General features: G+C 64.1%; 23 protein-coding genes and 1 tRNA gene. 11 read left to right on the top strand and 13 right to left on the bottom strand.

Annotated features, from left to right (window positions below; all coding sequences use genetic code 11):
- The first annotated feature begins 9 nt into the window (after positions 1-9).
- Complete coding sequence (locus tag DXH78_RS19030; RefSeq protein WP_115518836.1) at positions 10-750, top strand: M15 family metallopeptidase; 741 nt, start codon at positions 10-12, stop codon at positions 748-750.
- On the opposite strand, the gene DXH78_RS19035 is transcribed toward DXH78_RS19030, so the two are convergent.
- Positions 725-1519: an enoyl-CoA hydratase/isomerase family protein gene (locus DXH78_RS19035; RefSeq protein WP_115518837.1), complete on the bottom strand. Its 795-nt coding sequence runs from the start codon at positions 1517-1519 to the stop codon at positions 725-727. The genes DXH78_RS19030 and DXH78_RS19035 overlap by 26 nt on opposite strands.
- Entirely contained in the window at positions 1516-2598 is a 1083-nt protein-coding gene (locus DXH78_RS19040) for a COX15/CtaA family protein (protein ID WP_115518838.1), read from the bottom strand. Before DXH78_RS19040 ends, DXH78_RS19035 begins: the two co-directional genes overlap by 4 nt.
- A gap of 141 nt (positions 2599-2739) precedes the next feature.
- Between DXH78_RS19040 and DXH78_RS19045 the strand changes: the two genes are divergently transcribed.
- From DXH78_RS19045 to DXH78_RS19055, 3 genes are read left to right on the top strand one after another with little or no spacing between them, the layout of a single operon-like run.
- Positions 2740-2955 carry a DUF2842 domain-containing protein gene (locus DXH78_RS19045; RefSeq protein WP_115518839.1) on the top strand — a complete coding sequence of 72 codons (216 nt, stop codon included), beginning with the start codon at positions 2740-2742 and terminating at the stop codon, positions 2953-2955.
- Between the two features lie 34 nt (positions 2956-2989).
- Positions 2990-3262, top strand: coding sequence for a GNAT family N-acetyltransferase (locus DXH78_RS19050; RefSeq protein WP_115518840.1), 273 nt, complete (start codon positions 2990-2992; stop codon positions 3260-3262).
- A gap of 57 nt (positions 3263-3319) precedes the next feature.
- Positions 3320-3568 carry a hypothetical protein gene (locus tag DXH78_RS19055; protein ID WP_115518841.1) on the top strand — a complete coding sequence of 83 codons (249 nt, stop codon included), beginning with the start codon at positions 3320-3322 and terminating at the stop codon, positions 3566-3568.
- Here DXH78_RS19055 and DXH78_RS19060 read toward each other — a convergent pair.
- A complete protein-coding gene (locus DXH78_RS19060; RefSeq protein WP_115518842.1) occupies positions 3555-4367 on the bottom strand; it encodes an AAA family ATPase in 813 nt (270 codons plus the stop codon). The two genes, DXH78_RS19055 and DXH78_RS19060, sit on opposite strands and share 14 nt — an antisense overlap.
- Positions 4368-4876: 509 nt before the next feature.
- On the opposite strand from DXH78_RS19060, the gene DXH78_RS19065 reads away from it, so the two are divergent.
- The gene (locus DXH78_RS19065; RefSeq protein ID WP_115518843.1) at positions 4877-5293 is read left to right on the top strand and encodes a hypothetical protein; all 417 of its coding nucleotides are present in this window, start codon (positions 4877-4879) and stop codon (positions 5291-5293) included.
- A gap of 277 nt (positions 5294-5570) precedes the next feature.
- A complete protein-coding gene (locus DXH78_RS19070; protein WP_168192890.1) occupies positions 5571-7349 on the top strand; it encodes a DUF4153 domain-containing protein in 1779 nt (592 codons plus the stop codon).
- Positions 7350-7388: 39 nt separating this feature from the next.
- Here DXH78_RS19070 and DXH78_RS19075 read toward each other — a convergent pair whose 3' ends face one another.
- Entirely contained in the window at positions 7389-8441 is a 1053-nt protein-coding gene (locus DXH78_RS19075) for a polysaccharide deacetylase family protein (RefSeq protein ID WP_245416946.1), read from the bottom strand.
- 129 nt (positions 8442-8570) lie between these two features.
- On the opposite strand from DXH78_RS19075, the gene DXH78_RS19080 reads away from it, so the two are divergent.
- The gene (locus DXH78_RS19080; RefSeq protein ID WP_168192891.1) at positions 8571-9791 is read left to right on the top strand and encodes a GNAT family N-acetyltransferase; all 1221 of its coding nucleotides are present in this window, start codon (positions 8571-8573) and stop codon (positions 9789-9791) included.
- Here the strand turns inward: DXH78_RS19080 and DXH78_RS19085 are convergent.
- Positions 9788-11923, bottom strand: coding sequence for a GumC family protein (locus DXH78_RS19085; protein WP_168192892.1), 2136 nt, complete (start codon positions 11921-11923; stop codon positions 9788-9790). The two genes, DXH78_RS19080 and DXH78_RS19085, sit on opposite strands and share 4 nt — an antisense overlap.
- A 282-nt stretch (positions 11924-12205) precedes the next feature.
- Here DXH78_RS19085 and DXH78_RS19090 point away from each other — a divergent pair, with 282 nt between their 5' ends.
- The 4 genes from DXH78_RS19090 to DXH78_RS19105 all read left to right on the top strand — a co-directional run bounded on the left by DXH78_RS19090 (position 12206) and on the right by DXH78_RS19105 (position 16421).
- Positions 12206-13342, top strand: coding sequence for a glycosyltransferase family 4 protein (locus tag DXH78_RS19090; RefSeq protein WP_115518848.1), 1137 nt, complete (start codon positions 12206-12208; stop codon positions 13340-13342).
- A 116-nt stretch (positions 13343-13458) separates the two neighbouring features.
- Complete coding sequence (locus DXH78_RS19095) at positions 13459-15015, top strand: undecaprenyl-phosphate glucose phosphotransferase (protein ID WP_115518849.1); 1557 nt, start codon at positions 13459-13461, stop codon at positions 15013-15015.
- Positions 15012-16367: an O-antigen ligase family protein gene (locus DXH78_RS19100; protein ID WP_115518850.1), complete on the top strand. Its 1356-nt coding sequence runs from the start codon at positions 15012-15014 to the stop codon at positions 16365-16367. Before DXH78_RS19095 ends, DXH78_RS19100 begins: the two co-directional genes overlap by 4 nt.
- Positions 16344-16421 (top strand) — tRNA-Pro (locus DXH78_RS19105). Before DXH78_RS19100 ends, DXH78_RS19105 begins: the two co-directional genes overlap by 24 nt.
- A gap of 54 nt (positions 16422-16475) precedes the next feature.
- Here DXH78_RS19105 and DXH78_RS19110 read toward each other — a convergent pair.
- The 8 genes from DXH78_RS19110 to DXH78_RS19145 form a co-directional block, all read right to left on the bottom strand.
- On the bottom strand, positions 16476-16871 hold the full coding sequence (locus tag DXH78_RS19110; RefSeq protein WP_115518851.1) for a carboxymuconolactone decarboxylase family protein: 396 nt from the start codon (positions 16869-16871) through the stop codon (positions 16476-16478).
- An 11-nt stretch (positions 16872-16882) separates the two neighbouring features.
- Complete coding sequence (locus DXH78_RS19115) at positions 16883-17596, bottom strand: aspartate/glutamate racemase family protein (RefSeq protein ID WP_115518852.1); 714 nt, start codon at positions 17594-17596, stop codon at positions 16883-16885.
- An 84-nt stretch (positions 17597-17680) separates the two neighbouring features.
- Positions 17681-18340, bottom strand: coding sequence for a glutathione S-transferase family protein (locus tag DXH78_RS19120; RefSeq protein ID WP_115518853.1), 660 nt, complete (start codon positions 18338-18340; stop codon positions 17681-17683).
- A gap of 31 nt (positions 18341-18371) precedes the next feature.
- Positions 18372-18815 carry an SRPBCC family protein gene (locus DXH78_RS19125; RefSeq protein WP_115518854.1) on the bottom strand — a complete coding sequence of 148 codons (444 nt, stop codon included), beginning with the start codon at positions 18813-18815 and terminating at the stop codon, positions 18372-18374.
- Positions 18816-18837: 22 nt separating this feature from the next.
- Positions 18838-19464 (bottom strand): TetR/AcrR family transcriptional regulator, encoded by a 627-nt coding sequence (locus tag DXH78_RS19130; protein ID WP_115518855.1) that lies wholly within the window; start codon positions 19462-19464, stop codon positions 18838-18840.
- A gap of 163 nt (positions 19465-19627) precedes the next feature.
- Entirely contained in the window at positions 19628-21148 is a 1521-nt protein-coding gene (locus DXH78_RS19135; RefSeq protein WP_115518856.1) for a 3-hydroxyacyl-CoA dehydrogenase, read from the bottom strand.
- Positions 21149-21166: 18 nt separating this feature from the next.
- Positions 21167-21946, bottom strand: a complete 780-nt coding sequence (locus DXH78_RS19140) for an enoyl-CoA hydratase-related protein (protein WP_115518936.1) — start codon at positions 21944-21946, stop codon at positions 21167-21169.
- A gap of 104 nt (positions 21947-22050) precedes the next feature.
- On the bottom strand, positions 22051-22770 hold the full coding sequence (locus DXH78_RS19145) for a MerR family transcriptional regulator (protein ID WP_115518857.1): 720 nt from the start codon (positions 22768-22770) through the stop codon (positions 22051-22053).
- Positions 22771-22774: the final 4 nt, after the last annotated feature.

Raw genomic sequence — 22774 nt, forward strand, 5'->3', positions numbered from 1 at the left:
CAGCACGCCATGAAAGCCGCCATAGCAATCGTTATGGCGGCTTTTGCTGTTGCGGCGGAAGCCGCCGCGCAAACGCCGCTGGTCTACCTGCGCGATATCGACGCCAGCATCCGCCAGGACATGCGTTATGCCGGTCCGGATAATTTCACCGGCCGGCCGCTGCCGGGCTACGACGCGGCGGAATGCATGGTGAGGCAGCCCGTCGCGCTGGCGCTCAAGCGCGTGCAGGCCGCTCTTGCCGCAAACGGCTACTCCCTGAAGGTCTATGACTGCTACCGCCCGACCCGCGCCGTTGCCGCCATGGCCGCCTGGGCGCGCGACCCGAAAGCCACGCCTGATACGTCGCGTTTCTATCCGAAGCTCGACAAGTCGCGGCTGTTCGCGCTCGGCTATATCTCAAACCGTTCGGCGCATTCGCGCGGCGTCGCCGTCGACCTCACCGTGGTGCCGCTGAACGCCGCGCCTGTCGCCCCGTTCGCTCCGGTGGTACGCTACGGCGCCTGCACCACGCCGCAGCCCGAGCGCGCGCCGGATGACTCGCTCGACATGGGCACCGGCTTCGATTGTTTCGATGTGAAGAGCCACACGGCCAGTCCCGCGATCACGCCGGCGCAAACCGCCAACCGCCGTATATTGCTCGACGCCATGCGCAAGCACGGCTTCACCAACTACAAGCGCGAATGGTGGCACTTCTCGTATGGCCGCGCCGACGACGGCGTCGCCTTCAATGCAGCGATCCGGAAGCGTTAGGCGTCTTCGTCAACGTCTTCGCCACGTAATCCGCGACACGCCCGAGCGTCGCGTCCATGGTCCAGATCGCGGTGACCGCCTCGTCCGTCGCTTGGCCATGGGCGGCAAGGGCATCCGCGACCGGCTGGCGGATCTGCGTCTTGGTCTGCGCGAAGGCTTCCGGCGACAGCGCGGCGTGGAGCTTGGCCAGCCGCCTGGCCCGCGGTATCAGCTCCCAGCCATCGACGACCTCATCGACCCAGCCCTTGGCCAAAGCCTCCGCCGTTACGTAGGTGCCCGCACCCAGCGCGAATTCCGAAAGATACCGCGGCGGCACCGCAAAGCGCACGATCTCGAAGGCCAAAGCCGGGAGCGGCACCCCGACCTGCAATTCGGTGATGCCTATGCGGCCGGACTCCGCCGCCATGACCCTGCGGTCGGCGCAGGCTGCCAGCACCGCGCCGCCGGCAATGGCATGGCCGTTGATCGCGGCGATCACCGGTTTGGGGAAGAAGAACACCGCCTCATAAAGCGCGTGCAGCACCGGCAGGAAGCGCAGCACATAATCGGCGCCGCCGCTGCCCAGGCGCTTGAGATCGACGCCGGCCGAGAACATCTTGGCTTTGCCGGTGTCCCGCCCGGTCAGGATCACCGCCTTGACGTCGGCCATCGTGCGAAACTGCACAAACAGCGCCGTCAGTGCCTCGCAAAATTCGATGTCCAGCGCATTGGCCTTGCCGTGCTGGAGCACGACCACAGCCACGCCGTCATCGAATTTTACCTCGATCATGCGGCCTGCCCCACCGGCTTCAACGCCGCCACCGGCGCGCGCGGCGATAGCCGTTGCGCATGAACGACCGCCACCGTGAGCACGATGACCGCCAGCGCCTGATGCGCGATCGCCAGCGACAGCGGCACCATATGCAGCAGCGTCGCGATGCCGAGCACCGCCTGCGCCGTCACGAACACGAACACCACAACCGCACCGCCGGCCGCGCGCTGGTTCTTCCACGCGTCATAGACGTGCCAGGCCGCGATGAGCCAGATCGTATAGGCCATCATGCGGTGAACGAACTGCACCGTCAGCGTGTTCTCGAACAGATTGCGCCAGGCCGGATCGATGTGCCACAGCCGCGCCGCCTCCGGGATGACGCTGCCGTCGATCAGCGGCCAGGTATTGTAGATCAGCCCAGCGTCGAGGCCGGCGACGAGCGCGCCGAGATAAATCTGCACCAGCACCAGCAGTGCCAGCACCAATGCCGCGATGCGCAGCCGCGGCGGCGCCGCTTCGCCTTGCGGCAACAGCCCGCGCGCGGTCCACAGCACGGCAAAATAAATGGCGCAGGCCAGCGTCAGGTGAAACGCCAGGCGATATTGCGACACGCTGGTGAGGTTCGAGCCGGCAAGCCCCGATGACACCATCCACCAGCCCACCGCGCCGAGGGCCGCGCCGCCGGCGAAAATCAGCCACAGTCGCGTCTTCAAGCCGCGCGGGATCATGCCGCGCCAGAGGAAGAACAGGAACGGCACCAGAAACACAAAGCCGGTCGTGCGCGCCAGCAACCGATGCGACCACTCCCAGTAGAAAATGGTCTTGAAGGCGGCGAGCGACATGCCTTTGTTGACCTGCTGGTATTGCGGGATCTGCCGGTACTTGTCGAATTCGGCCTGCCAGTCGGCATCCGACAGCGGCGGCAGCACGCCCGTCACCGGCTTCCATTCGGTGATCGACAGCCCGGATTCGGTCAGGCGCGTCGCACCGCCGACCACCAGCGTGAGAAAGATCATGGCCGCGACGCAATAGAGCCACAGGCGCACGGCGCCGGTTTTCGGTGCGGCAGAAGAAGGAACTGAAAGCGGATCCGGCATGATGTGTCGCGGCAAAAAGCAGTCTTGCGGGAGGGCGCGCGGACCATATAGTCAGGTGCGCCGGATCCTGCAAATGCGGCTTGTTTGCCTCATTTGCGCGGCCCGGCCGCCGCTCATTGCGGCTCACGCCACGGAGACGACATGCCTGTCCGCCTGCGCAAATTCATCGGCGCCATCGCGCTGCTCACGTTGGTGATGGTCTGGGCGCTGGTCGCCATGGCGCTGGCGCAATCGGCGCTCACCGACATCAACGGATTTGTCGCCGCGATCTATTACGTCGTCGTCGGCCTCGGCTGGGTGCTGCCGGCCATGCCGATCATTTCGTGGATGTCGAAGCCCGACAAGGCGCAGGCGTGAGCACCTTGCCGGCAAGGCGGACAAAGTTGGACACATGACCGAACCCGTCCGCGACAATCCGTCCCGCAACCGTTTCGAGCTGCAGACCGCCGCCGGGCTGGCGATCGCCAATTATCGCCGCGACGACCTGACCATCACCATCACCCACACCGAAGTGCCGCGCGCGGTCGAAGGCCGCGGCATCGGCTCGGCGCTGGTCAAGGGCATGCTCGACGAGATCCGCCGCGAAGGCCGCAAGGTCGTGCCGCTCTGCTCGTTCGTCCGCGCCTATATCAACCGGCATCCGGAATATCGGGATTTGACGTAGCTGCAGGGAACCTCGTCTCCGCTTCGCGGGTTGAACCCGCGGAGAAACGAGGAACCCATGTCACAAGAACTGAAGACCCGGCTCGGCATCGCGTCCCTGGTCGGCCTCATGGTCAATGCCGTGCTGTTCGGCGCCGGCCTGATCGTGATCCTGATGGTCCCGGCGCTCAATGCACAGGCTTTCGCCGCGTTGCCCGTCATGATTCTGATCAGCTTCGCGATTGCGGCGCCGATCTCTTGGGCCATCGCGCCACGCTTGCAGGCGCGCTATTGGCGCGGGAGAGAGTCGGACTTTATTGCCGGGTGACGACGCGATCCATTGAGACGGCTTCGCCCTCGCAATCGTTCAACACGCCGGCCACAAATCCGTCCGGGTCACGCCAGAACGCTCTGAGCGTCTGGAAGTGTTCGGTGTCCCGGACAAGGATTGGCGCGAGTCCGGCCGCCGTCAGTTCCAGAAGCTGTGCGCCGGGATAAGCCATTAGTAATGGCGCATGCGTCGCCATGATGACCTGGCAGATGCCGGAGCGCTCCATCGCGCGCATCAGCTTTAGGAATTCGATTTGCCGCGAAGGCGACAAGGCCGATTCTGGTTCGTCGAAGATGAAGATGCCCTGGCGCTGACAACGTTCCTGAAAGAAACGCAAAAAGCCTTCGCCATGAGAATACGATAGGAAGTCGGGCGGTGGTCCGCTTAAGGGCTCGCGCGCCGCCTCGTCGAGATAGCGCGCCACCGTGAAGAAGCTTTCAGCGCGGAAGAACCAGCCATTGGTGATCTTCGGAAGCCAGCTCGCGCGCAGCGCCTTGGCCAGCACGCCACCCATCTTTTCCAGTGCCTGCGAGTGATCGACCGGCCGGTAGCCCTTGCCGCCGCCAGCCTCGTCGTAGCCGGCCAGCGCGGCGATACCTTCGAGCAAGGTCGATTTGCCGCTGCCGTTCTCGCCGACGATGATGGTGATCGCGCGGTCGAACGACAGATCGATGCCGTCACGGAGAAACGGCAGGCAGAACGGATAAGCCCCCCGATCCTCCACCCGCTCTGGCTCGAGCCACACGCGCTTGAGATACGGCGCCGGCAGATTGATGGTTCGGCTTTTCCGCGCCATTGGCGGCCCTCTTTCCAAGCAACGGAATTGTAGCCGCCCAATCACCCCCCGTCTTGGTGGCTGAATGCATAGCCGCCCCTATTGACTTCTTTCCTATATGATAATATACCTAAAATCGCTCGCCCCTCCGAGGGGTGCGAACCGGTTGCTCCGGCTCGTGGGGGTGAGCGCGGCGCCCGCGGGCGTGGCTCTCGCAAGGCCACGCGCTCGGGCGGCGCCGGGGTTCCGCCCGGGGGCACTAGGACCCCCCGCGAGGAGCTCGCTGACGGTGTGCGCTACCTGCCGAAAGGCAGATCAGCCGCCGAAAGCGCGGCCCGGCGCCGCAAAGACGTCGCGGCGGCGCGCCGGAGGGCGCCACGCGGTCCCAAAAGGATCGCGTGCATAGAAGGCACGTCGCGCCACCCGGCGCGCCGTCCCCCTCGTCTCGTTCGGCGAGGGCAACGAGGCCCAAGACCCGGGCGCATTGGCGCCGCGGGACCGTAGATTCACGCCCAAAGGAGATTTGCCCCATGACGAACTGGCCCGACGAACCGAGTCCGCATCGGCACGATTACAGTCTCAATCGGCAACGGGAGGAAGCGCAGCGCGCCGCGGAAACCAACCGGCAACATCGCGCGCGCCTGGAAGTGCTGAAAGGCAAATTGCTCGATCGCGTCGATGATGAACTCGATAATCTTGCAGCCCGGCAGAAGGCCCGCGCCGAAGGTAGCGAGATGATTGCCACCCGGCTGAGCGTGCCGGAGGCGCGGCGCCGGCTGGCGCATATCGTCGGCGTCCACAAGGTCTGTTCGCGCGCGGCTTGCCGGCGCGGCGGCGCCTGTCGCGGCGAACCGAAACAATGCCTCGCCGTGGCGATCCCGCTGTTGCCGCTGGATGTGGTCGCGGCGCTCGCTCTCCAAAGGCGGGGCCGCGGTCGCACGCGCTAGCATGAAGGCCGCCAGTGGGTGTCGTCGTGCGTCCACCTGTGTCGACGTCACCTGCCGTGCGGCTTGTCAAAGTATGACTGCGCGAGAAGAACAACATTCACGTGACGTAAATTGAGCAGACGGATGAGCAAGCAGCCGATATCCCGTCCTCTAATAAGCCATACGCACTAATGATGTCGCAGTAGCGAAGCGCTAAGAATAACTCCCGTTTGCCAATATGACGATGGCCGGCTGCCTCATCGCATGCCACCTTCGTGCGTCACCAAAGGAAACGGCAATGGACCTTCGCGTTCTGCAAAGCTACCGGCTCGCCATCGGCCTGGCGCAAGGCCTGTTCTTGTTCGGCCTCCAGCAGGCTTTCGCGAACCAGATCTGGCCCGCGACCAATGCCCACCTGTTCGCATCGCTGCTGATGGCGGGATTTTTCGTGCCGTTGATCGCCATTTCCGGTCTCGGCAACCTGCGTCAGCGCACTTTGGCGATCTGGCTGGCCGTCGCGACGCTGATCTGTGTGGGCCTCGCGAGCTACAGCATCTACCGGATGCCGATCTTCGGCGTTGCGCCGCCGACGCGCGTGTGGCCATTGGTGTCGTCGCAATTCGTGGTCTGCCTCGCGGCGCTGTTGTTCATCGCCGACAACCTGGTCGTTGCCGGCGACGCCGATCGGCGCTGGATCGCGCGCTATCCCACCTTGTTCGACGCCTCATGGAAGCATGGCGTCCAGGCCGCTCTGGCCCTGCTGTTCGTCAGCGTGCTGTGGGGCATTCTTTTTCTCGGAGCGCAGTTGTTCGCGCTCATCAAGATTGTCTGGGTCGGGCGGGTGATTGCTCAGCCGCTGTTCTGGATTCCGGTCACCGCTGTTGGCGTCGCCTATGCGCTGCATGTCGCCGACTCGCGCGCCCGGATCGTCAACGGCGCCCGCACCCTTGTGCTGGTGCTGCTGTCCTGGTTGCTGCCGGTGATGACCTTGCTCGCCGCTGGATTCATCCTGACCATTCCCTTCACCGGGCTCGACGTGTTGTGGAATACCAAGCGCGCGACCGCCATTCTCCTGACCGCCGCCGGCGTTCTGGTGTTCCTTATCAACGCCGCCTACCAGGATGGCGAAGACGAGACCGCGAGATTGCTGCGTTATTGCCGCGCGGCCGCGGCGATCGTTCTGCTGCCCATCGTGGCTCTCGCCAGTTACGCGTTGATGCTTCGCGTCAACCAGTATGGCTGGACCCCGGATCGGGTTATCGCCGCGGCACTGGCTGTCGTGGCGGCCTGTTATGCCTTGGGCTACGCCGCAGCCATCGCGCGCACCGGCCTTTCGTTGCGCTGGCTCGAGCCGGTGAATGTCGGCACCGCCTTTGTCATCATCCTTCTGTTCCTCACATTGCTCACGCCGCTGGCCGACCCCGCCCGCATTTCGGTCAACAGCCAGTTGGCGCGGCTCGAAGCGGGAATCGTGACGCCGGAAAAATTCGACTACAACTTCCTCAGGGTGAAGACCGGCCGTTACGGCGCCGACGCGCTCGACGCGATGGCGAAACAGGCTTATGGGCCTGTTGCCGCGGACAATGCCGAGCGTGTCCGCCGCAGCCCCTTCGCCGCCGCGCGTCCATCATGGCCTCCGCCACCTCCGGCGGAAAAGCGGCTGGCCAATATCACGATGGTCCTTCCCAAGGGCGCGGAATTTCCTGCCTCTCTTATCCAGCAGGATTGGAGCAACGATCCAAAACGGTTCAGCCTGCCGCGCTGCCTGATCGCCGACGCCAAATGCGAAGCCGCATTGGTGGATATCGACGGCGATGGCACGGACGAGGTCCTGCTCGTCACCGTTACGGGCGGGTCGGCGGTGGCGCTTAAACGGCGTGACGACCGCTGGCAGATCGAAGGCACGCTCTCCAACGCCTTCTGTCACGGATTTCGCGACGGCTTCGGCAAAGGCGAAATCACGCTGGCGGAGCCGAAATACAAAGATATTCAGGTTGGCAGTCAGCGCGTCGTTATCCAGGAATCCTGCCCGCCGCGGCCACCGGCCGGTCCGACCATTCAGGGGCGCGTCCGGTAGCCATCGTCATGCAGCTCAAAATGGTCGCGAGCCAGATGATCAGGCGGCGTTGACGCGGCGGAAGCCATTCCACAGCGCGGTGCCGGCGCCGGACATCAGCACTTTGACGTAGCGCTGCTGCTGGTATTCGCCATTCACCGAAATGCGCGGCAGCGCCATCAGATGATCGCCATGCGCCTTGAACAGCACGCCCGGCCGCGTCGTCACCGCCGTCTTGAAGCCCAGCTCGGCCGCAATGTTGAATTCGCGCGGCCCCGCCGAGGTCGGGTCGCCGACGGGATAAGCCAGATGCTCAGGCCGTTTGCCGAGCGCCGCCTCGATCACGGCTCGACTCTGCTCCATCTCGGCGCGCACCGCCTCATCGGACGGCACCTTCTTGAGCATCGGATGCGACACGGTATGCGCGCCAATGGTAACCAGCGGATCGTCGGCCATCTGCGCGATCTCCTGCCAGTCCATGCATTCGTCCTCGCAGATCGCCGGAATGTCGACGTGATAGGTCGCGCACAGGTCGCGGATGGTGCGGCGGACCTCCTCCTCGGTCTTCATGCTGCGCAGATAGCCATAGATCGCGTCGTAGAGTTCGCGCTTTTCACCGAGGCTGCGCGCGTCGAAGAACTGCTCCGCGCCATTCACCTTCAGGCCGATGCGCTGATTGCGCGCCACCACCTGCTCCAGCGCCACCCACCACAATTCGCCGAGCCGGTCCGGAAAGCTGGTCGGGATATAGAGCGTGTACGGCATCTCATATTGCTGCAGCAGCGGATGCGCCCAGCGCAGATTGTCCTTGTAGCCGTCATCGAAGGTGATGCAGACGAAGCGGCGGCCGAAGTCGCGCTCGACGAAACGGCGGTGCATCTCGTCAAGCGAGATCACATCGATGCGGCGGCGCTTGAGCCGGCGCAGCAGTCCCTCGAAGAAGACCGGCGAGATTTCCAGCAGCCGGTTCGGCTGGAAGGCGTCGTTCCGCGGCGGGCGGACGTGATGCAGCATCAGGATGCAGCCGACGCCGCCGACCACCGGCCGCATCCAGTGATGCATGCCGGTAAAATACAGCCCTTCCAGCGCCGTCCTGATAATCGTCTTCTTCATGTTAACCATGCCGCGCGGGCGGGAACCCGAATCCCCGCCAAAGCCGCGCCTGTCGAGCAATATTCCAACTCTTTATTGAGAAATCCCTGCGACGGTCGGCCCCACGCTTCAGACCCCAGGTTTTGCCGCATGTCGCTCGCCACTCTCGCCCGCTCTCCGGTCACCCGTGAGGCTCCGCCCGCGCCGCAGGGCGCGCCGCGCATCGCCCGGGTCGAGATCGTCCGCGACATGGCGGCGGCCCGTCCGCACTGGCTGGCGCTTCAGCACGCCGCCTGCTTCATGACGCCGTACCAGGCCTTCGATTTCCTCGATCTGTGGCAGCGCCATATCGGCGCCGGTGGAGGCGTCGAGCCCTGCATTGTCATTGGCTTTGACGCCGGCAACGCCCCGCTGTTTCTGCTGCCGCTCGGCCGACACGCGGCTGCAGGCCTCAAGACCATCGAGTTCCTCGGCGGCAAGCATTCGAATTTCAACATGGGCCTGTGGCGCGCCGATGTCCTGGCCAGCATCACGGCGGACGATCTGCGCGATGTCTTCGCGCATCTGTCGGGCGAGGCCGACGTCATCTCGCTCGGCAACCAGCCGCTGATGTGGGCGGGGCGCGACAATCCGCTGGCGTTGCTGCCGCACCAGCCCTCCCCCAGCTTCGGCTTTTCCGGCCCGCTGCAGCGCGATTTCGACGCGCTGTTCGATGAGCGCACCAGCGCCGTCGGCCGCCGCAAGATGCGCAAGAAAGAGCGGACGCTGGCGGGTTTCGGCGACGTCACCTTCGCGCGCGCTGCAAGCGACGCCGAAATTCGCCGCGTCGCCGAGGATTTCTATACGCAGAAGAGTGCGCGCATGCGCTCGATCGGCCTGCCCGATGTATTCGCCGCACAGGACGTCCGTGACTTCGTCACCGCCGGTGCGCTCACCCCCACTCCCGCCGGCTCCCGCCTGATCGAGCTCTATACACTCTCGGTCGGCGACACCATCGTCGCCACCATGGGCGGTGTTTGCGCGGACGGTCGCTTCAGCGCCATGTTCTCCTCGATCATCCACGATCGTTTCAAGACCGAGAGCCCCGGCGAGCAGCTACTGGTGCGCGTGGTGCGCGATTGCTGCGAACGCGGTCTGCACACCTTTGATCTCGGCGTTGGCGAAGCAAGCTACAAATCGCTGTTCTGCGATGCCGATCCGATGTTCGACAGCGACTGGCCGCTGACATTCAAGGGCCGCGCTTTTGCGCTGGCGCATCGCGGCTTTGCCGCCGCCAAGCGCGCAGTGAAGCAGAATCCCGCTTTGTGGAGCGTCATCGTTGCCGCCCGCCGCATCAAAGCGCGGCTGACCAACAAGGCCGCCGCTTCCTAAGCGGCACTGGCCTCGGTCGCTCCGGCCAGCAGCATCACGTCGCCATAGCCCGACATCGCCATGCGCTCGCGCGCGCTGCGGGTCTGGGGCCCCACCGGGTCTGCCGTCACCAGCACCGAACGCTGCGCCAGCCGCGCGAAATATTCGACCGGCACATCCGCCACCGACCCCACATCGACCACGACGAAGTTGTAGCTCTGCGCCAGCGCATCAATGATGGATGAAAGATACGGCGAGGCCGTCAGCGCCGCCGCGTCGCTGCCGACATTGCCCGTGGCGACGATGTGAACCTGCGAATACTGGTCGCGCGTGATGATGTCGCCGAAGCCCGCTTGTCCGCGCACCAGTTCGGCAACGCCCGGCGCATTCGGATCGGTCGAGATCACCGACAGGTTTGGCGCATTGAAAGCAAAATCGACCAGCACCACATTGGCGCCTTCGGCCAGCGCGCGCGCCAGCGTGATCGCGGCATAGGTAGTGCCGGCATTGCGAGCCGTACCGGCGACGGTGACGCGGCGCCCTGCCTCACCGGAAGTGCGCAACGACAGGGCAATCTGGTCAATGGTGGTCACCGGCAGCGGCGGCACCGCCGCAAAAGCGGCCGGTTGGGGCATCGGGAATGGTGACGGCGCCATCGCCGGACTGAGCGGCGGCGACGCTACATAAGGCATCGGCGCCGGCATGCGCGAAATCGGCATTGGCGCGTGCGGATCAGCCAGCATCGGCGCCGCCATGCCATAACGAACCGCAGGCGCGCCCGGCGATCCCAGCAGCGCGCCGGTCACGACAAACCCGGTAGACAGCACCAGTCCGGCAAACGCGGCGATCAGGATCGTCGGCAGCTTCTTCGGATAGGTCGGTTTGATCGCCGGTGTGGCGCGCGAAATGATGCGCGCTTCCGGCGGCGACGCGTTGATGTTGTCGCGGGCCGACGCTTCGCTGTACTTCACCAGATAGGACTCGAGCAGATCGCGCTGCGATTTCGCATCGCGTTCCAGCGCCCGCAGCTGCACATCCTGCTCATTGGTGGTCGAGGCCACCTGCTTGACCTGATCGAGACTTGCGGTGAGCGCGGTCAGCCGATCGGAGGCGACCTTGGCGTCGTTCTCGAGCTGACGCGCCAGACGCTCGCCTTCGGCGCGCTTGGCGCGCTCGACCTCGGCGATCTGCGCACGCAGTTCCTTGATGCGCGGATGCTGATCGAGCAACGTGGTCGACTGCTCGGCGAGTTGCGCCCGCAGCGCGGAGCCTTGGTCGGTCAGGCGGCGCATCGAGTCCGAATTGGCGATGTCGGATGAATCGATCGGCTGGCCCGATCGCACCAGCTCGCGCAGTTGCTTGGCGCGCGCCTCGAGATCGGCCTTCTGGCCGCGCGCCGCGGCGATCTGCGAGTTGATTTCGGTCAGTTGCTGGTTCGGCAGCGATGTGTTGTTGGTGCCGACGAACAGATTGGATTTGGAGCGGTAGTCTTCGACCTTGGCCTCGGCATCAGCGACCTTGCCGCGCAGCCGTTCGATCTCGCTGGCGAGCCAGGTGCTGGCGGCCTTGGTCTGGTCGGTTCTGGCCGAGCGCTGCGATGCGAGGTAAGCGTCAGCAATGGAATTGGCGACACGGGCGGCCAACTCCGGATTGGCCGACGAAAAATCAATTGCGATGACGCGCGACTTTTCGACCGCATAGGCGTTGATGCGATCGTAGTAGGCCGACAGCGTGCGCTCGTCCGGAGACATGGTCGAATAATCGCGACCGAGCCCGACCATGCCGAGCAAGGCCTGGCTGAGCGATTGGCCGCCAACTGCCGGATCGAATTCCGGGCTCTGGCCGAGATTTTCTTTCTTGATGACCTCGCGAGCGACGTCTCGCGACAGGACGAGTTGAATCTGGCTCGTCACCGCCTGCTCATCAATGGTGCCGCGGTCGGTCAGTCCCTTGTCAGCATCTGCGCGCATGAAGACGTTTTCACGGCTCTCGAGCAGAAGCTTGGTCTCGGACTGGTAGCGCGGCGTTACCGAATTGACGACGAAGAAGGCGCCGGTCGTCGCCAGCAGCGTCACGGCGAAGATCATCGTCTTCTTCGCCCATAAGGCATGGCCAATGCTGCGCAAGTCGGGCTCGCCGCCGAAATCGGTCATCGCCGGGGCAGCAAACGGCGCTGGAATCGGTCGGGCCACCGGAATCGGTGCGGAAGCAGGCGCTCCTTGCGGTGCAGCGGCTTTCGACTTCCTACGAAAAAACATGGCAACTCCAACACACGACTCTTGCGAGCGGCACTGTCGATCTGACCCGATTATGGTTGCCACCGCGTTAATCGCCGCACGACGAATGAGGCAACAGAAGGTTTTGTTAACCATGCGCCCCGCTTAATCCGCTTTGCACTTTCTTCGATTCAAATAAGGCGCGGCGGAAGGCTGACCATGGCTGTTCTGAACATTCTCCATGTCCTCCGCGCCCCGGTCGGCGGTCTGTTCCGTCACGTCATGGATCTGGCCCGCGCCCAGGCCGAGCGCGGCCACCGCGTCGGGCTGATTGCCGACAGCACGACCGGCGGCGAGCGCGCCGCGGCCGCGTTTACGGCGCTGGCACCGCTGCTGGCGCATGGCATCACCCGTGTTCCAATGAGCCGGTCGGTCGGGCCCGCCGATTGGAAGCCGGTGCTCCACACAATGCGGCGCGCCTCCGCCGCGCGAGCCGACGTTTTGCACGGCCATGGCGCCAAAGGCGGCGCCTATGCGCGCCTCGCGCCCGGTAACCGCCGCGCCATCCGTGTCTACACGCCGCACGGCGGCAGCCTGCTGTTTTCCAACGAGACCCTGGGCGGCAGGATCTATCTCGCCACCGAGCGTTTTCTGCTCCGGCGCAGCGACCTGCTGCTGTTCGAAAGCCAGTACAGCGCCGACATGTCGCAAACCAAGGTCGGCACGCCGCCTTGCCTCACGCGCGTCGTCCATAACGGCGTGTCCCGCGCCGAGTTCGAACCGATCGTTCCAGCGCCAGATGCCACCGACATCGTCTTCATCGGCGAACTGCGGGAACTCAAGGGCGTCGATCTCTTGATCGACGCCATCGCCAGCCTGCGGCGTAAGGGCCGGCCGCTGACCGCCACGCTGGTCGGCGCCGGTCCCGATCGCGATGCCTTTGTGGCGCAAGCGGCCGAGGCCGGGCTGTCGGACGTTATCAAGTTCCCCGGCGCCATGAATGCACGGCAGGCGCTCGCGCTCGGCCGCTTGATGGTCGTGCCCTCGCGGGCGGAATCCCTGCCCTATGTCGTCCTCGAAACGGCTGCGGCGCGCGTGCCGCTGCTGACGACACGGGTCGGCGGTATCCCGGAGATCTACGGCCCGCTGTCCGATGCCCTGTTGCCGCCGGACAATGCTGACGCCATCGCGGACGCGATCGCCACCGCCTTCGACGGGCCGGATGCCCTCATTGAGCGCACCCGGGCGCTGAACGAACGAGTGTCACGACTGTTCTCGGTCGACGCCATGGTCGACGGCATTCTCGACGGCTACCGCGCCGCGCTCGATATGGCGCAGGCGGAAGGGCGGCGTTAACGACTTTTCCCGCACGCCGCTAAACCTTTCTTGAGAGTCTTTCCCTAGATATTTACGCAGATTTACCAGTTCGGCGGCCGTCGGTCAGTTCGGCCGTCTCAGTATGGCGTACCGACATGCTCGACTCTGATTCTCGTCCCGCCCTCAATGCGGCCGGCGCCGGCGCTGCCGCCGTTCTCGACCGCCTCCGTGAAGGGCCGCGGAGCGATGCGGTCCCGCGCAATCTATCACCAAAAGCCCGCGCCATCATCGACAGTCCAATGGCCGCGCCGATCTCTCCGATCGTGCTGGCCGGGATCGTTCGGGTCGTGGAATTCATCCTGATGGTCGCGGTCGGGCTGGCGATCTTCGCCGCTTACGTGACGCCAATCAGCGAACACCTGTCGCTTTACGTCCCTGCCGTGCTGGCCATCGCCACTTTGGCCACTCTCGCATTCCAGATCGCCGACATCTACCAGGTCCACGCCTTCCGCGGCCACGAGAAGCAGTACATGCGCCTGGCCTCGGCGTGGTCGGTGGTGTTTCTGGTTGCGATCGGCGCGTCGTTCTTCCTCAAGGCTGGCGATCTGTATTCGCGCGTCTGGCTCGGCACCTATTACGTAAGCGGACTTCTGGTCCTCGTCGTCTCGCGCAAGATCCTCTATTACATCGTCCGCCGCTGGACCCGCGAAGGCCGCCTCACCCGCCGCACCGTCATCGTCGGCGGCGGCGAAGCCGGCGAGCGCATCATCACCGAACTGCGCCGCCAAAAAGACACCGGTATCGAGATCATCGGTCTGTTCGACGATCGTGGCGATCGCGGCGGCGACGAATGCGCCGGCCTTGCCAAGCTCGGCACCGTGGACGATCTCGTCGAGTTCGGCCGCCGCACACGCGTCGATCTCGTCATCTTCTCGCTGCCGATCACGGCGGAGAACCGCATTCTCGTTATGCTCCGCAAACTGTGGGTGCTGCCGCTCGACATCCGTCTGGCCGCCCATACCAACAAGCTTCAGTTCAGGCCGCGCTCCTATTCGTACATCGGCAAGATACCGGTGATCGACGTGTTCGATCGACCGATCGCCGACTGGGACGTCGTGATGAAGTGGGTGTTCGACAAGATCATCGGCACGCTGGCGCTGATCGCGCTGTCGCCGGTGCTTCTGGCTACCGCGATCGCCATCAAGCTCGACAGCAAGGGCCCGGTGATCTTCCGGCAGAAGCGCTATGGTTTCAACAACGACCTGATCGAGGTCTACAAGTTCCGTTCGATGTACACCGACAGGACCGATGCCACCGCGGCGAAGCTCGTTACCAAGGACGATCCGCGCGTCACCCGCGTCGGCCGCTTCATCCGCAAGACCAGCATTGACGAACTGCCGCAGCTCTTCAACGTCGTCTTCAAGGGCAACCTGTCGCTGGTGGGGCCGCGTCCCCACGCAGTCAACGCCAAGGCCGAGGCCAAGCTTTACGCTGACGCCGTGGACGGCTATTTCGCCCGCCACCGCGTCAAACCGGGCATTACCGGCTGGGCCCAGATCAATGGCTGGCGCGGCGAGACCGACACGCATGAGAAAATCCAGGCGCGCGTCGAGCACGATCTCTACTACATCGAGAACTGGTCGCTGCTGCTCGATCTCTCCATTCTGCTGCGCACGCCGCTGTCGCTGCTCAAGACCGAGAACGCCTATTGATCACCGTGGGCGACATGGCGCCACGCGGCTTTACGCCGGCGGTTATGCCGGCGTGGGCGCCGGCCGCCGGCGCCGTTCGGCGCGCCAAAGCGCCGTTTCGCGAACGCCTGCTGATGACGGTCCTGTTCGCGGCCGTGCTGTCGAGCTGCGTCGCCTTTATCGAGCCCTCGCCGCATGACGCCCTGATGGGCGCGCTGGCGATTGTTGCGCTCGCCGCGGGCGTCCGCTTCCATCGCATCCTGCTCATTCCGTTTACGCTGCTGCTGGTCTGGAATTTCTTCGGTCTGCTGACCTTGTTCAACGTGCCGGACCAGAAAGAAACGGTGCAGTACGCGGCGACGTCGGTCTATCTCGCGATCGCGGCGCTGATCTTCGCGCTGATCGTCGCGGACAAGACCATGCCGCGCATGGCCGCACTCGAGATCGCCTACGTGATGGCCGCCATGATTTCTGCGCTATGCGGCATCGCCGGCTATTTTCATCTCGTGCCCGGCGCCGCCATGTTCACGCTCTATGACCGCGCCATGGGCATGTTCAAGGACCCGAACGTCTACGGCCCTTTCCTCATTCTGCCGCTGCTGTTCCTGCTGCAGCACATGATCGTCAAGCGCATCAACCTGCTCAGCCTCGCCGTTGCCGGCATTATCATGTTCGGTCTTCTGCTCGGATTCTCGCGGGGCTCCTGGTTCGCCTTCGCCGTCGGCCTCGCAGTCGTTATCGTGCTCAGCTTCCTGACGGCGCCGACACCCAAGGTGCGCATGCGCATCATTGGCCTCAGCATCGCCGGATTGGCAGCGCTGGCGGTGTTGCTGGTGTTGTTGCTGACAATGACGTCGCTCGGCAGCATGTTCTCCACCCGCGCTCAGCTCATCCAAAGCTATGATGTCGGCACCGGCGGTCGCTTCGTGCTGCAGGAACTGGCCATCGGCTCGGTGCTCGAATTCCCGAACGGCATGGGCCCGTTCGAGTTCTCGCGCATCTTCGGGCTGCAGCAGCATAACGTCTACCTGCAGGCTTTTCTGGTCTATGGCTGGGGCGGCGGCTTTGCCTATGTTCTGCTGGTGCTGACAACTCTGTGGGTCGGCTTCGCCAACGCACTCAAGTGCCGGCCGTGGCAGGGCTACGCGATCGCTGCCATCGGAACCTTTTTCGGCGTCGCGCTGGAAGGCTTCATCATCGACACCGACCACTGGCGCAGCTTCTTCCTGGTGCTGGGGCTGATCTGGGGGCTGGCGGCGGCAACCCGGGCGGCGGGAAAAGATTTACCCGCAGCGGCCACCATGGTTGCGCCGCGGGAGGCGCCTCCCTATAGTCCGCGCCGTTCCGGTCGGGGCGTGGCGCAGCCCGGTTAGCGCACTAGTCTGGGAGACTAGGGGTCGTGGGTTCAAATCCCGCCGCCCCGACCATTTTCTCAATATTTCAATGACTTGGCGGCCGGACTTCGCCCGGCTGTGACAGCGCTATTTCTCGAATGCCGCGTCGATCGGCACCCGGTAGCCATTCACCAGCCGGTTGGTCTCGTTGGCCATGCCGACAATCGCCATCAGCTCGCCGAACATCTCCGGCGTCATGCCGGCCTTGGCGGCGGCGGCGCTGTGGCTGGCGATGCAATAGCCGCAGCCATTCGTCACGCTGACCGCGACATAGATCATCTCCTTGACCAGCGGATCGAGCGCGCCGGGCGCCATCACCTCTTTCACACTCTCCCAGGTTCGCTTCAGCGTCTTCGGGTCGTTGGCGAGGTACTTCCAGAAATTGTTGACGTCGGGGACGTTGCGCGAGGTCTTGATGTCGTCGAACACCGCGCGCACTTCCGGCGAGGCATCGGCATAGTCGATCGGCTTCGGCTTGCTCATGATCGTCTCCGTCAGTCGTTTGGGTAGCGGCGCGGACTCAGCGACGCATGAAAGGCATTCACCATCGTCACTGTGTCATAGACCGGGATACCGAGGCGGTCCACGATATCGGCCGAGAACGGCGCGAGGTTGGTGCATTCCAGCACCAGCGCGCCAACCTCCGGATGCCTGCGCCTCAGGCTTTGAGCTGTCGTGACCACTTCCTCTCGCAAGGTGGCATAAGACACGGCATTGTCACCGTCCCTGATCCAGCGAACGAAATTGGAGTCCGGCGCCATACCGACCACCGGTGTGTCTTGCGCGACGCCGACCGCGTCGAGATAGGGCCCGTTCAGCGTCGCCGCGCTGTAAGTGAGGATGCCGACGCGCTTGCCATGCGGCAGCATGCGCTCCACCATCGGCACCTGCAGCAGGCTCGACGTCGCGACCGGCACGCGGCAATGTGCGGCCAGGTCCTTTTGGTAGATCGACAACAGGCCGCAGGTCGTGGTGATGCCGTCGACGCCTTCGGCGATCAGGTCATCCGCCGCGCGCTTGAATGGCTCCAGCAGGCTCGTATCGCGCAGTCCGATGACGTTTGACGGATTTGCATCCTCGACGATCTTGTACTTGACCGGAAACGACCAGGTCCGCGCATTACCGATATCGCCGAGATAACGGCGAAACGTGCTGTTCAACATCAGAATGCCGAGAGTCGCCCCGGCATCGTTCCTGGTCGGCTGCATTGAACCAGCGCCTGATACCTGCCCTGCCACGCCCATGCGGAGCATCCAGTAGTCACATGCGGCCGCGGTGTCTACTGCCGTTCGCTACTGCGAAGCCATCGCCTGACTGGTGAACACCGCCAGTTGGGCCGCGAAAGCGCGCCGGTAGGCCGGCCGGGCTTCTCCGCGCGCAACATAGGCGGCCAGATTCGGATAGTCGTCCAGGATGTCCGAAGACCCCTTCAGCCTCAGAAGAACGGAAATCATTATGAGATCGCCGGCGCTGAAGGCGCCATCGAGCCACTCGGCATCGCCGAGCCGGCGTGACAGATCGCCAAGACGATTGCGAATACCGCTCTCGAGTGCGTGCAGACGATCCTCGTACCAGGGTTTCTCTCGGTCGAGAATCATGAGGAGAGACCGCTCAAAAATCGGCGGTTCCAGTGTGTTGAGCGCCGCGAACATCCAGGCGATCGCGCGCGACCGGCCATTGGCATCTTTCGGCAACAGGCCCGCATTGCGTTCGGCAATATGCAGCACGATGGCGCCCGACTCGAACAGGACGAGATCGCCCTCTTCGTACGTCGGTATCTGACCGAAAGGCTGCAGCGCCCGATGCGCCGGTTGCTTCATCGCCTTGAAGGAAACCAGCCGCACCTCGTAAGGCCGACCGACTTCCTCCAGCGCCCAGCGCACGCGCATGTCGCGCGCCAGGCCCTTGCCCCGATCGGGCGATTGTTCAAAGGCGGTGATGGTGGGAACCATGGAACACCGTCCGGCTTGATGAAAAACGCGGCTATTGGTTGATCTCGGGCTCGACGAGCTTGGCGAGCTTGTGCAGCGACTGCTGCCAGCCGAGATAGCAGGCCTCGGCCGGGATCACGTCCGGCACGCCTTCCTGCACGATATTGATCTCGGTGCCGACCGACACTGCCTTCAGCGTCACAGTGACACGCATCTCACCCGGCAAGTTCGGATCGTCGAACCGGTCGGTGTAGACAAGGCGCGAGCCCGGCACGAGCTCGATATAAGTGCCGCCGAATGAATGGCTGCTGCCGGTCGTGAAATTCCGGAACGACATTTTGTGATGGCCGCCGACCTTCGCATCCAGTTCATGCACGGTGCAGAGAAAACCGTAAGGCGGAATCCAGCTCGCGACGGCGTCGCCTTCGATAAAGGCGCGATAGACCTTCTCGGGCTTGGCGGCGATGACGCGATGGAGCTTGATGGTGCTGGGCATTTGGCGTTTCCTTCCCTGCTGCTTACGATTGACGTTCGGTGTTGTCCGGGCTGAAGAGCAGCCGCAGATATCGAATGAGATGGTCGATGCTGTCGGCGGCGATCTCGGCACCGCCTTTCGCCTTGGCGAGAATGAAGGCGCCCTGCAGAACGGCCTGGGTGTGCAGCGCCAGCGATTTCGCGGTCCATGTGGGCTTCATGTTGCGCTCGCGCATGGCCGCTTCGATATCGGCTTCCAGTGTTTCCGCATGGGCGCTGATGCTGCGGTCGCAGGCATCGCGAATGGCCGGTGCCGTCTCGTAGGTTTCCTGCACCATGGTGCCGACAAGGCAAGTGAACTCGGGCACGCGGCCTTGCAGAAGCGCCTTGCGGTAGGCGAGATAGCCGAGAATGCGATCGAACGGCTTGTAAAATTCGTGATACGCAGCTTTGGCAAACAGCGCGCCGGTCTGCTCTGACCAGTAATCGGCGACGGCAACGCCCAGCGCATCCTTGCTCTTGAAGTGATGAAAGAACGCGCCCTTGGTGACACCAGCGGCGGCGCACAGCTCATCGACCGTCGTTGCCGAATAACCCTTGGTCCGGATCACACCGAGCGCGGCATTGAGGAGCTTCAGTCTCGCGTCTGGCGTAGCGGCGGTTTTCGCCATGTCGTTACCCCATCTGAGTGTAATGACCATACCAACTGGTTGGTATGTGTCAAGCGTGGTAATCGTAACTATGCAAAGGACCGCCTATGCGGGCCTTTCGTATTATTTTTCAATATCTTAGATCCGAAGACCGGCTGGCTCACCCCTCCCGGCGAGACGCCGGTCAGTCGGGCGTCTTGAGGGACACGCCGAGCACGGCGCGGCGGCGCAGCCAAGGGGTGGCGCGGTATTTCGGGTCGTGGGTGAGCGCAAACATGCCGTCGAGCACCGCGAGCACGCGCGCCGCACCAACGGCATCGCCGAGGGCCAGCGGCCCCTTCGGATAATTGAGGCCGAGTTCGACCGCGGTGTCGATGTCGTCCGGCGCGGCCACGCGCAATTCGGCGATCCGTGTACCGACATTGACGATCATGGCGAGCAGACGTTGCGTGACGAATCCGGTGGAGTCGTTGATGGCGGTCACGGCAGCCCCCGTCGCACCGAGCGCAGCAATTGCGCTGCCCAAAGTCTCCGCCGTTGTCAGCGGATTTTTCATCACCGTATAGCGCTTGCTGAAACGGCCCAGCATATCGACCGCCACCACGCGCGACGGATCGAGCTTCAGGCGAAGCGCGACACTTGTGCAGTCCTCGCCGAGTGGCGTCACCAGGCAAAGGCTGTCCTTTGCCGGCACGCCGCCGACGCTTGTCTTGATGCCGGCCGCCTCCAGCGCTGTCGCCAACTCGCGACCGCCGTCTTCATCCGCGATCCACACGGCGGTCGGCACCGGCTGCCTGACCACCGTGATCGTCGGCGGGCTCGGCGCATCCGCGTTCTTGTAGTCATAGAAGCCGACGCCACTCTTGCGGCCATGAAGACCGGCGGCGACGCGCGTCGCCATCTGCGCCGAAGGCTGGTACATCGGCTCTTCGTAGTAGCGGCCGTACATGCTCTCCATCACCGCATGGGTGACGTCACCGCCAATGAGATCGAGCAGTTCGAACGGCCCCATCCGGAAGCCGGCCGCCTCTTTCATCAACTCATCGACTTCGCGCGGGCTCGCAATGCCCTGGGCGACAATGCGCAGCGCTTCGGGTCCGTAGGCGCGGCCGGCGTGGTTGACGACGAACCCCGGCGTGTCGGTTGCCACGATCGGCGACTTGGCAATGCGTTTGGTCAGGGCGACCAGGGCGTCAGTCAATGACGGATCGCTGCGCAGACCGGCGATCACTTCGACCAACTTCATCACTGGCGGCGGATTGAAAAAATGCAGACCACCGACGCGCTCCGGCCGCGAGCACCCCGCAGCGATTTCAGTCACCGACAGCGACGACGTGTTGGTCGCCAGAATGGCATCCGGTGCGACGATGGCCTCCAGCTTCGAGAAAAGGTCGCGCTTGACTGAAAGATCCTCAACGATCGCTTCAATGATGAGCCCTGCCCGTTTGGCATCCTCGAGCACGGCCATTGGCTTGAGCTTGTTCATCAGCGCGGCCTTGGCATCGGCTGTCATGCGGCCCTTCGCCACCTGCCCGTCGAGCCCTTGGCCAACCGCGCCGATGGCCTCATCGACTGCGCCGGCCCGCGCATCATAGAGCAGCGTCTCGATGCCGGCCTGCGCGCAAACCTGCGCAATGCCGCGGCCCATGGTGCCAGCGCCGAATACGGCGACGACGAGATCGGATTTCATCAAATCAAACGACATGGGGAATTGCTTGCCTTCTCACTTGCCTTCGTAGATCGGCTTGCGCTTCTCGATGAAGGCCGCCATGCCTTCCTTCTGATCCTGCGTCGCGAACTGCAACTGGAAGGCCTTGCGCTCGAGCATCAACGCCGTCTCAAGCGGCGCGTTGACGCCGGCATTGACGATTTCCTTGATCTGCTGGACCGAGATCGGCGGCATTGCAGCAATCTCGCGGGCGATGTCGAGCGCACGCGCCAGCGCCTGCCCGGCCGGCGCGACGTCGGCCACAGCCCCCATCGCGAAAGCCTCTGCGGCCGAAAGAAAACGCCCTGTCATCAGCAGCATCAGCGCGCGCTGCTTGCCGACGAGCCGCACCAGTTTCTGCGTGCCGCCGCCGCCGGCGAGGATGCCAAGTTTCACCTCGGGCAGACCAAGCTTCGCCGTCTCGCCCGCGACGATGAAATCAGCACACAACGCCAATTCGAAACCGCCACCCAGCGCGAAGCCTTCGACAGCGGCGATCACCGGCTTCGGGCATTCCATGATCGGCCGGTAATATTGCTGAACATTGCGCGCCATCACCTCGATCGGGCCGGCCTTGGCCATCTCGGCAATGTCGGCGCCGGCGGCGAAGGCCTTGTCGTCGCCGGTGATGACGATCACACGGGTCTTCGTATCAGCGCCGTAACGCAGCGTCTCTTCAGCAAGACGCTGACGCAGCGGCAGGCTGAGCGCATTGCGCACCTGTGGGCGATTGAGACGCAGGACGACGATGTCGTCTGCCGGATGTTCAACTAGAAGCGGATCGGGATCGGCCATGGCATCGCCCTCGGTCATCAAAGCGGCCTTGCCTAACATGGGCTTCCGCGGCCGCCAATCGCGACAGTCTGCTCCAGGGCTGAAGGATAATGCGAGGCTTGCCGCTACGAACGGTTTGCCGCCGTCGCTGCGGTTTCGATCAACTGACGGCATTCCTTGAGCTCGTCGAGCACATGGCGCAGCCGGTCCGACTGTTCAGCGGTCAGGCCCGCAGGCGCAGCGGCGGCGGGCTTTGCCGCAGGCCGCGGTGCCGGGGCAAATGTCTCGGGGGCTCCCCGTACAGCTCCGCCAAGGCGGTCGCCGGGTTCGACGCGCGGCATCGGCGCTTCGTGCAGCAGCGGCTCTGTGCGGTCGGCGCGCGTGTCGCGCTCGTTGAGGTCGCGGCCGATCAGCGAGCCGATACGGCCACGAAGACCGCGCGGCTCGTCGGAGGCGCCGGCCTCCTCCGCGTCGTCTTCAACTTCGTCTTCGTATTCTTCTTCGTCGGCGGCGAGCGTTTCTTCGGCGAGGTCTTCAGCGTCCTCGCTCTCGACCGCAACAGCCGGCGCGCCCTCCTGCCAGATCGACTGCACGAAATCGACGCCCTGCTCACGCAGGATGCGTTGCACACCGCGAATGGTGTAGCCCTCGCCGTAAAGCAGATGACGGATGCCGCGCAGGAGATCGATGTCGTCAGGCCGGTAATAGCGGCGTCCGCCGCCGCGCTTCATCGGCTTGATGTCGTTGAAGCGGCTTTCCCAGAAGCGCAGCACGTGTTGCGGCAGATCGAGCTCGTCGGCCACTTCACTGATGGTACGGAATGCGCCCGGCGCCTTGTCGTCCAAAGCG

It is taken from the genome of Undibacter mobilis (assembly GCF_003367195.1).
GTDB classification, from domain to species: domain Bacteria; phylum Pseudomonadota; class Alphaproteobacteria; order Rhizobiales; family Xanthobacteraceae; genus Pseudolabrys; species Pseudolabrys mobilis.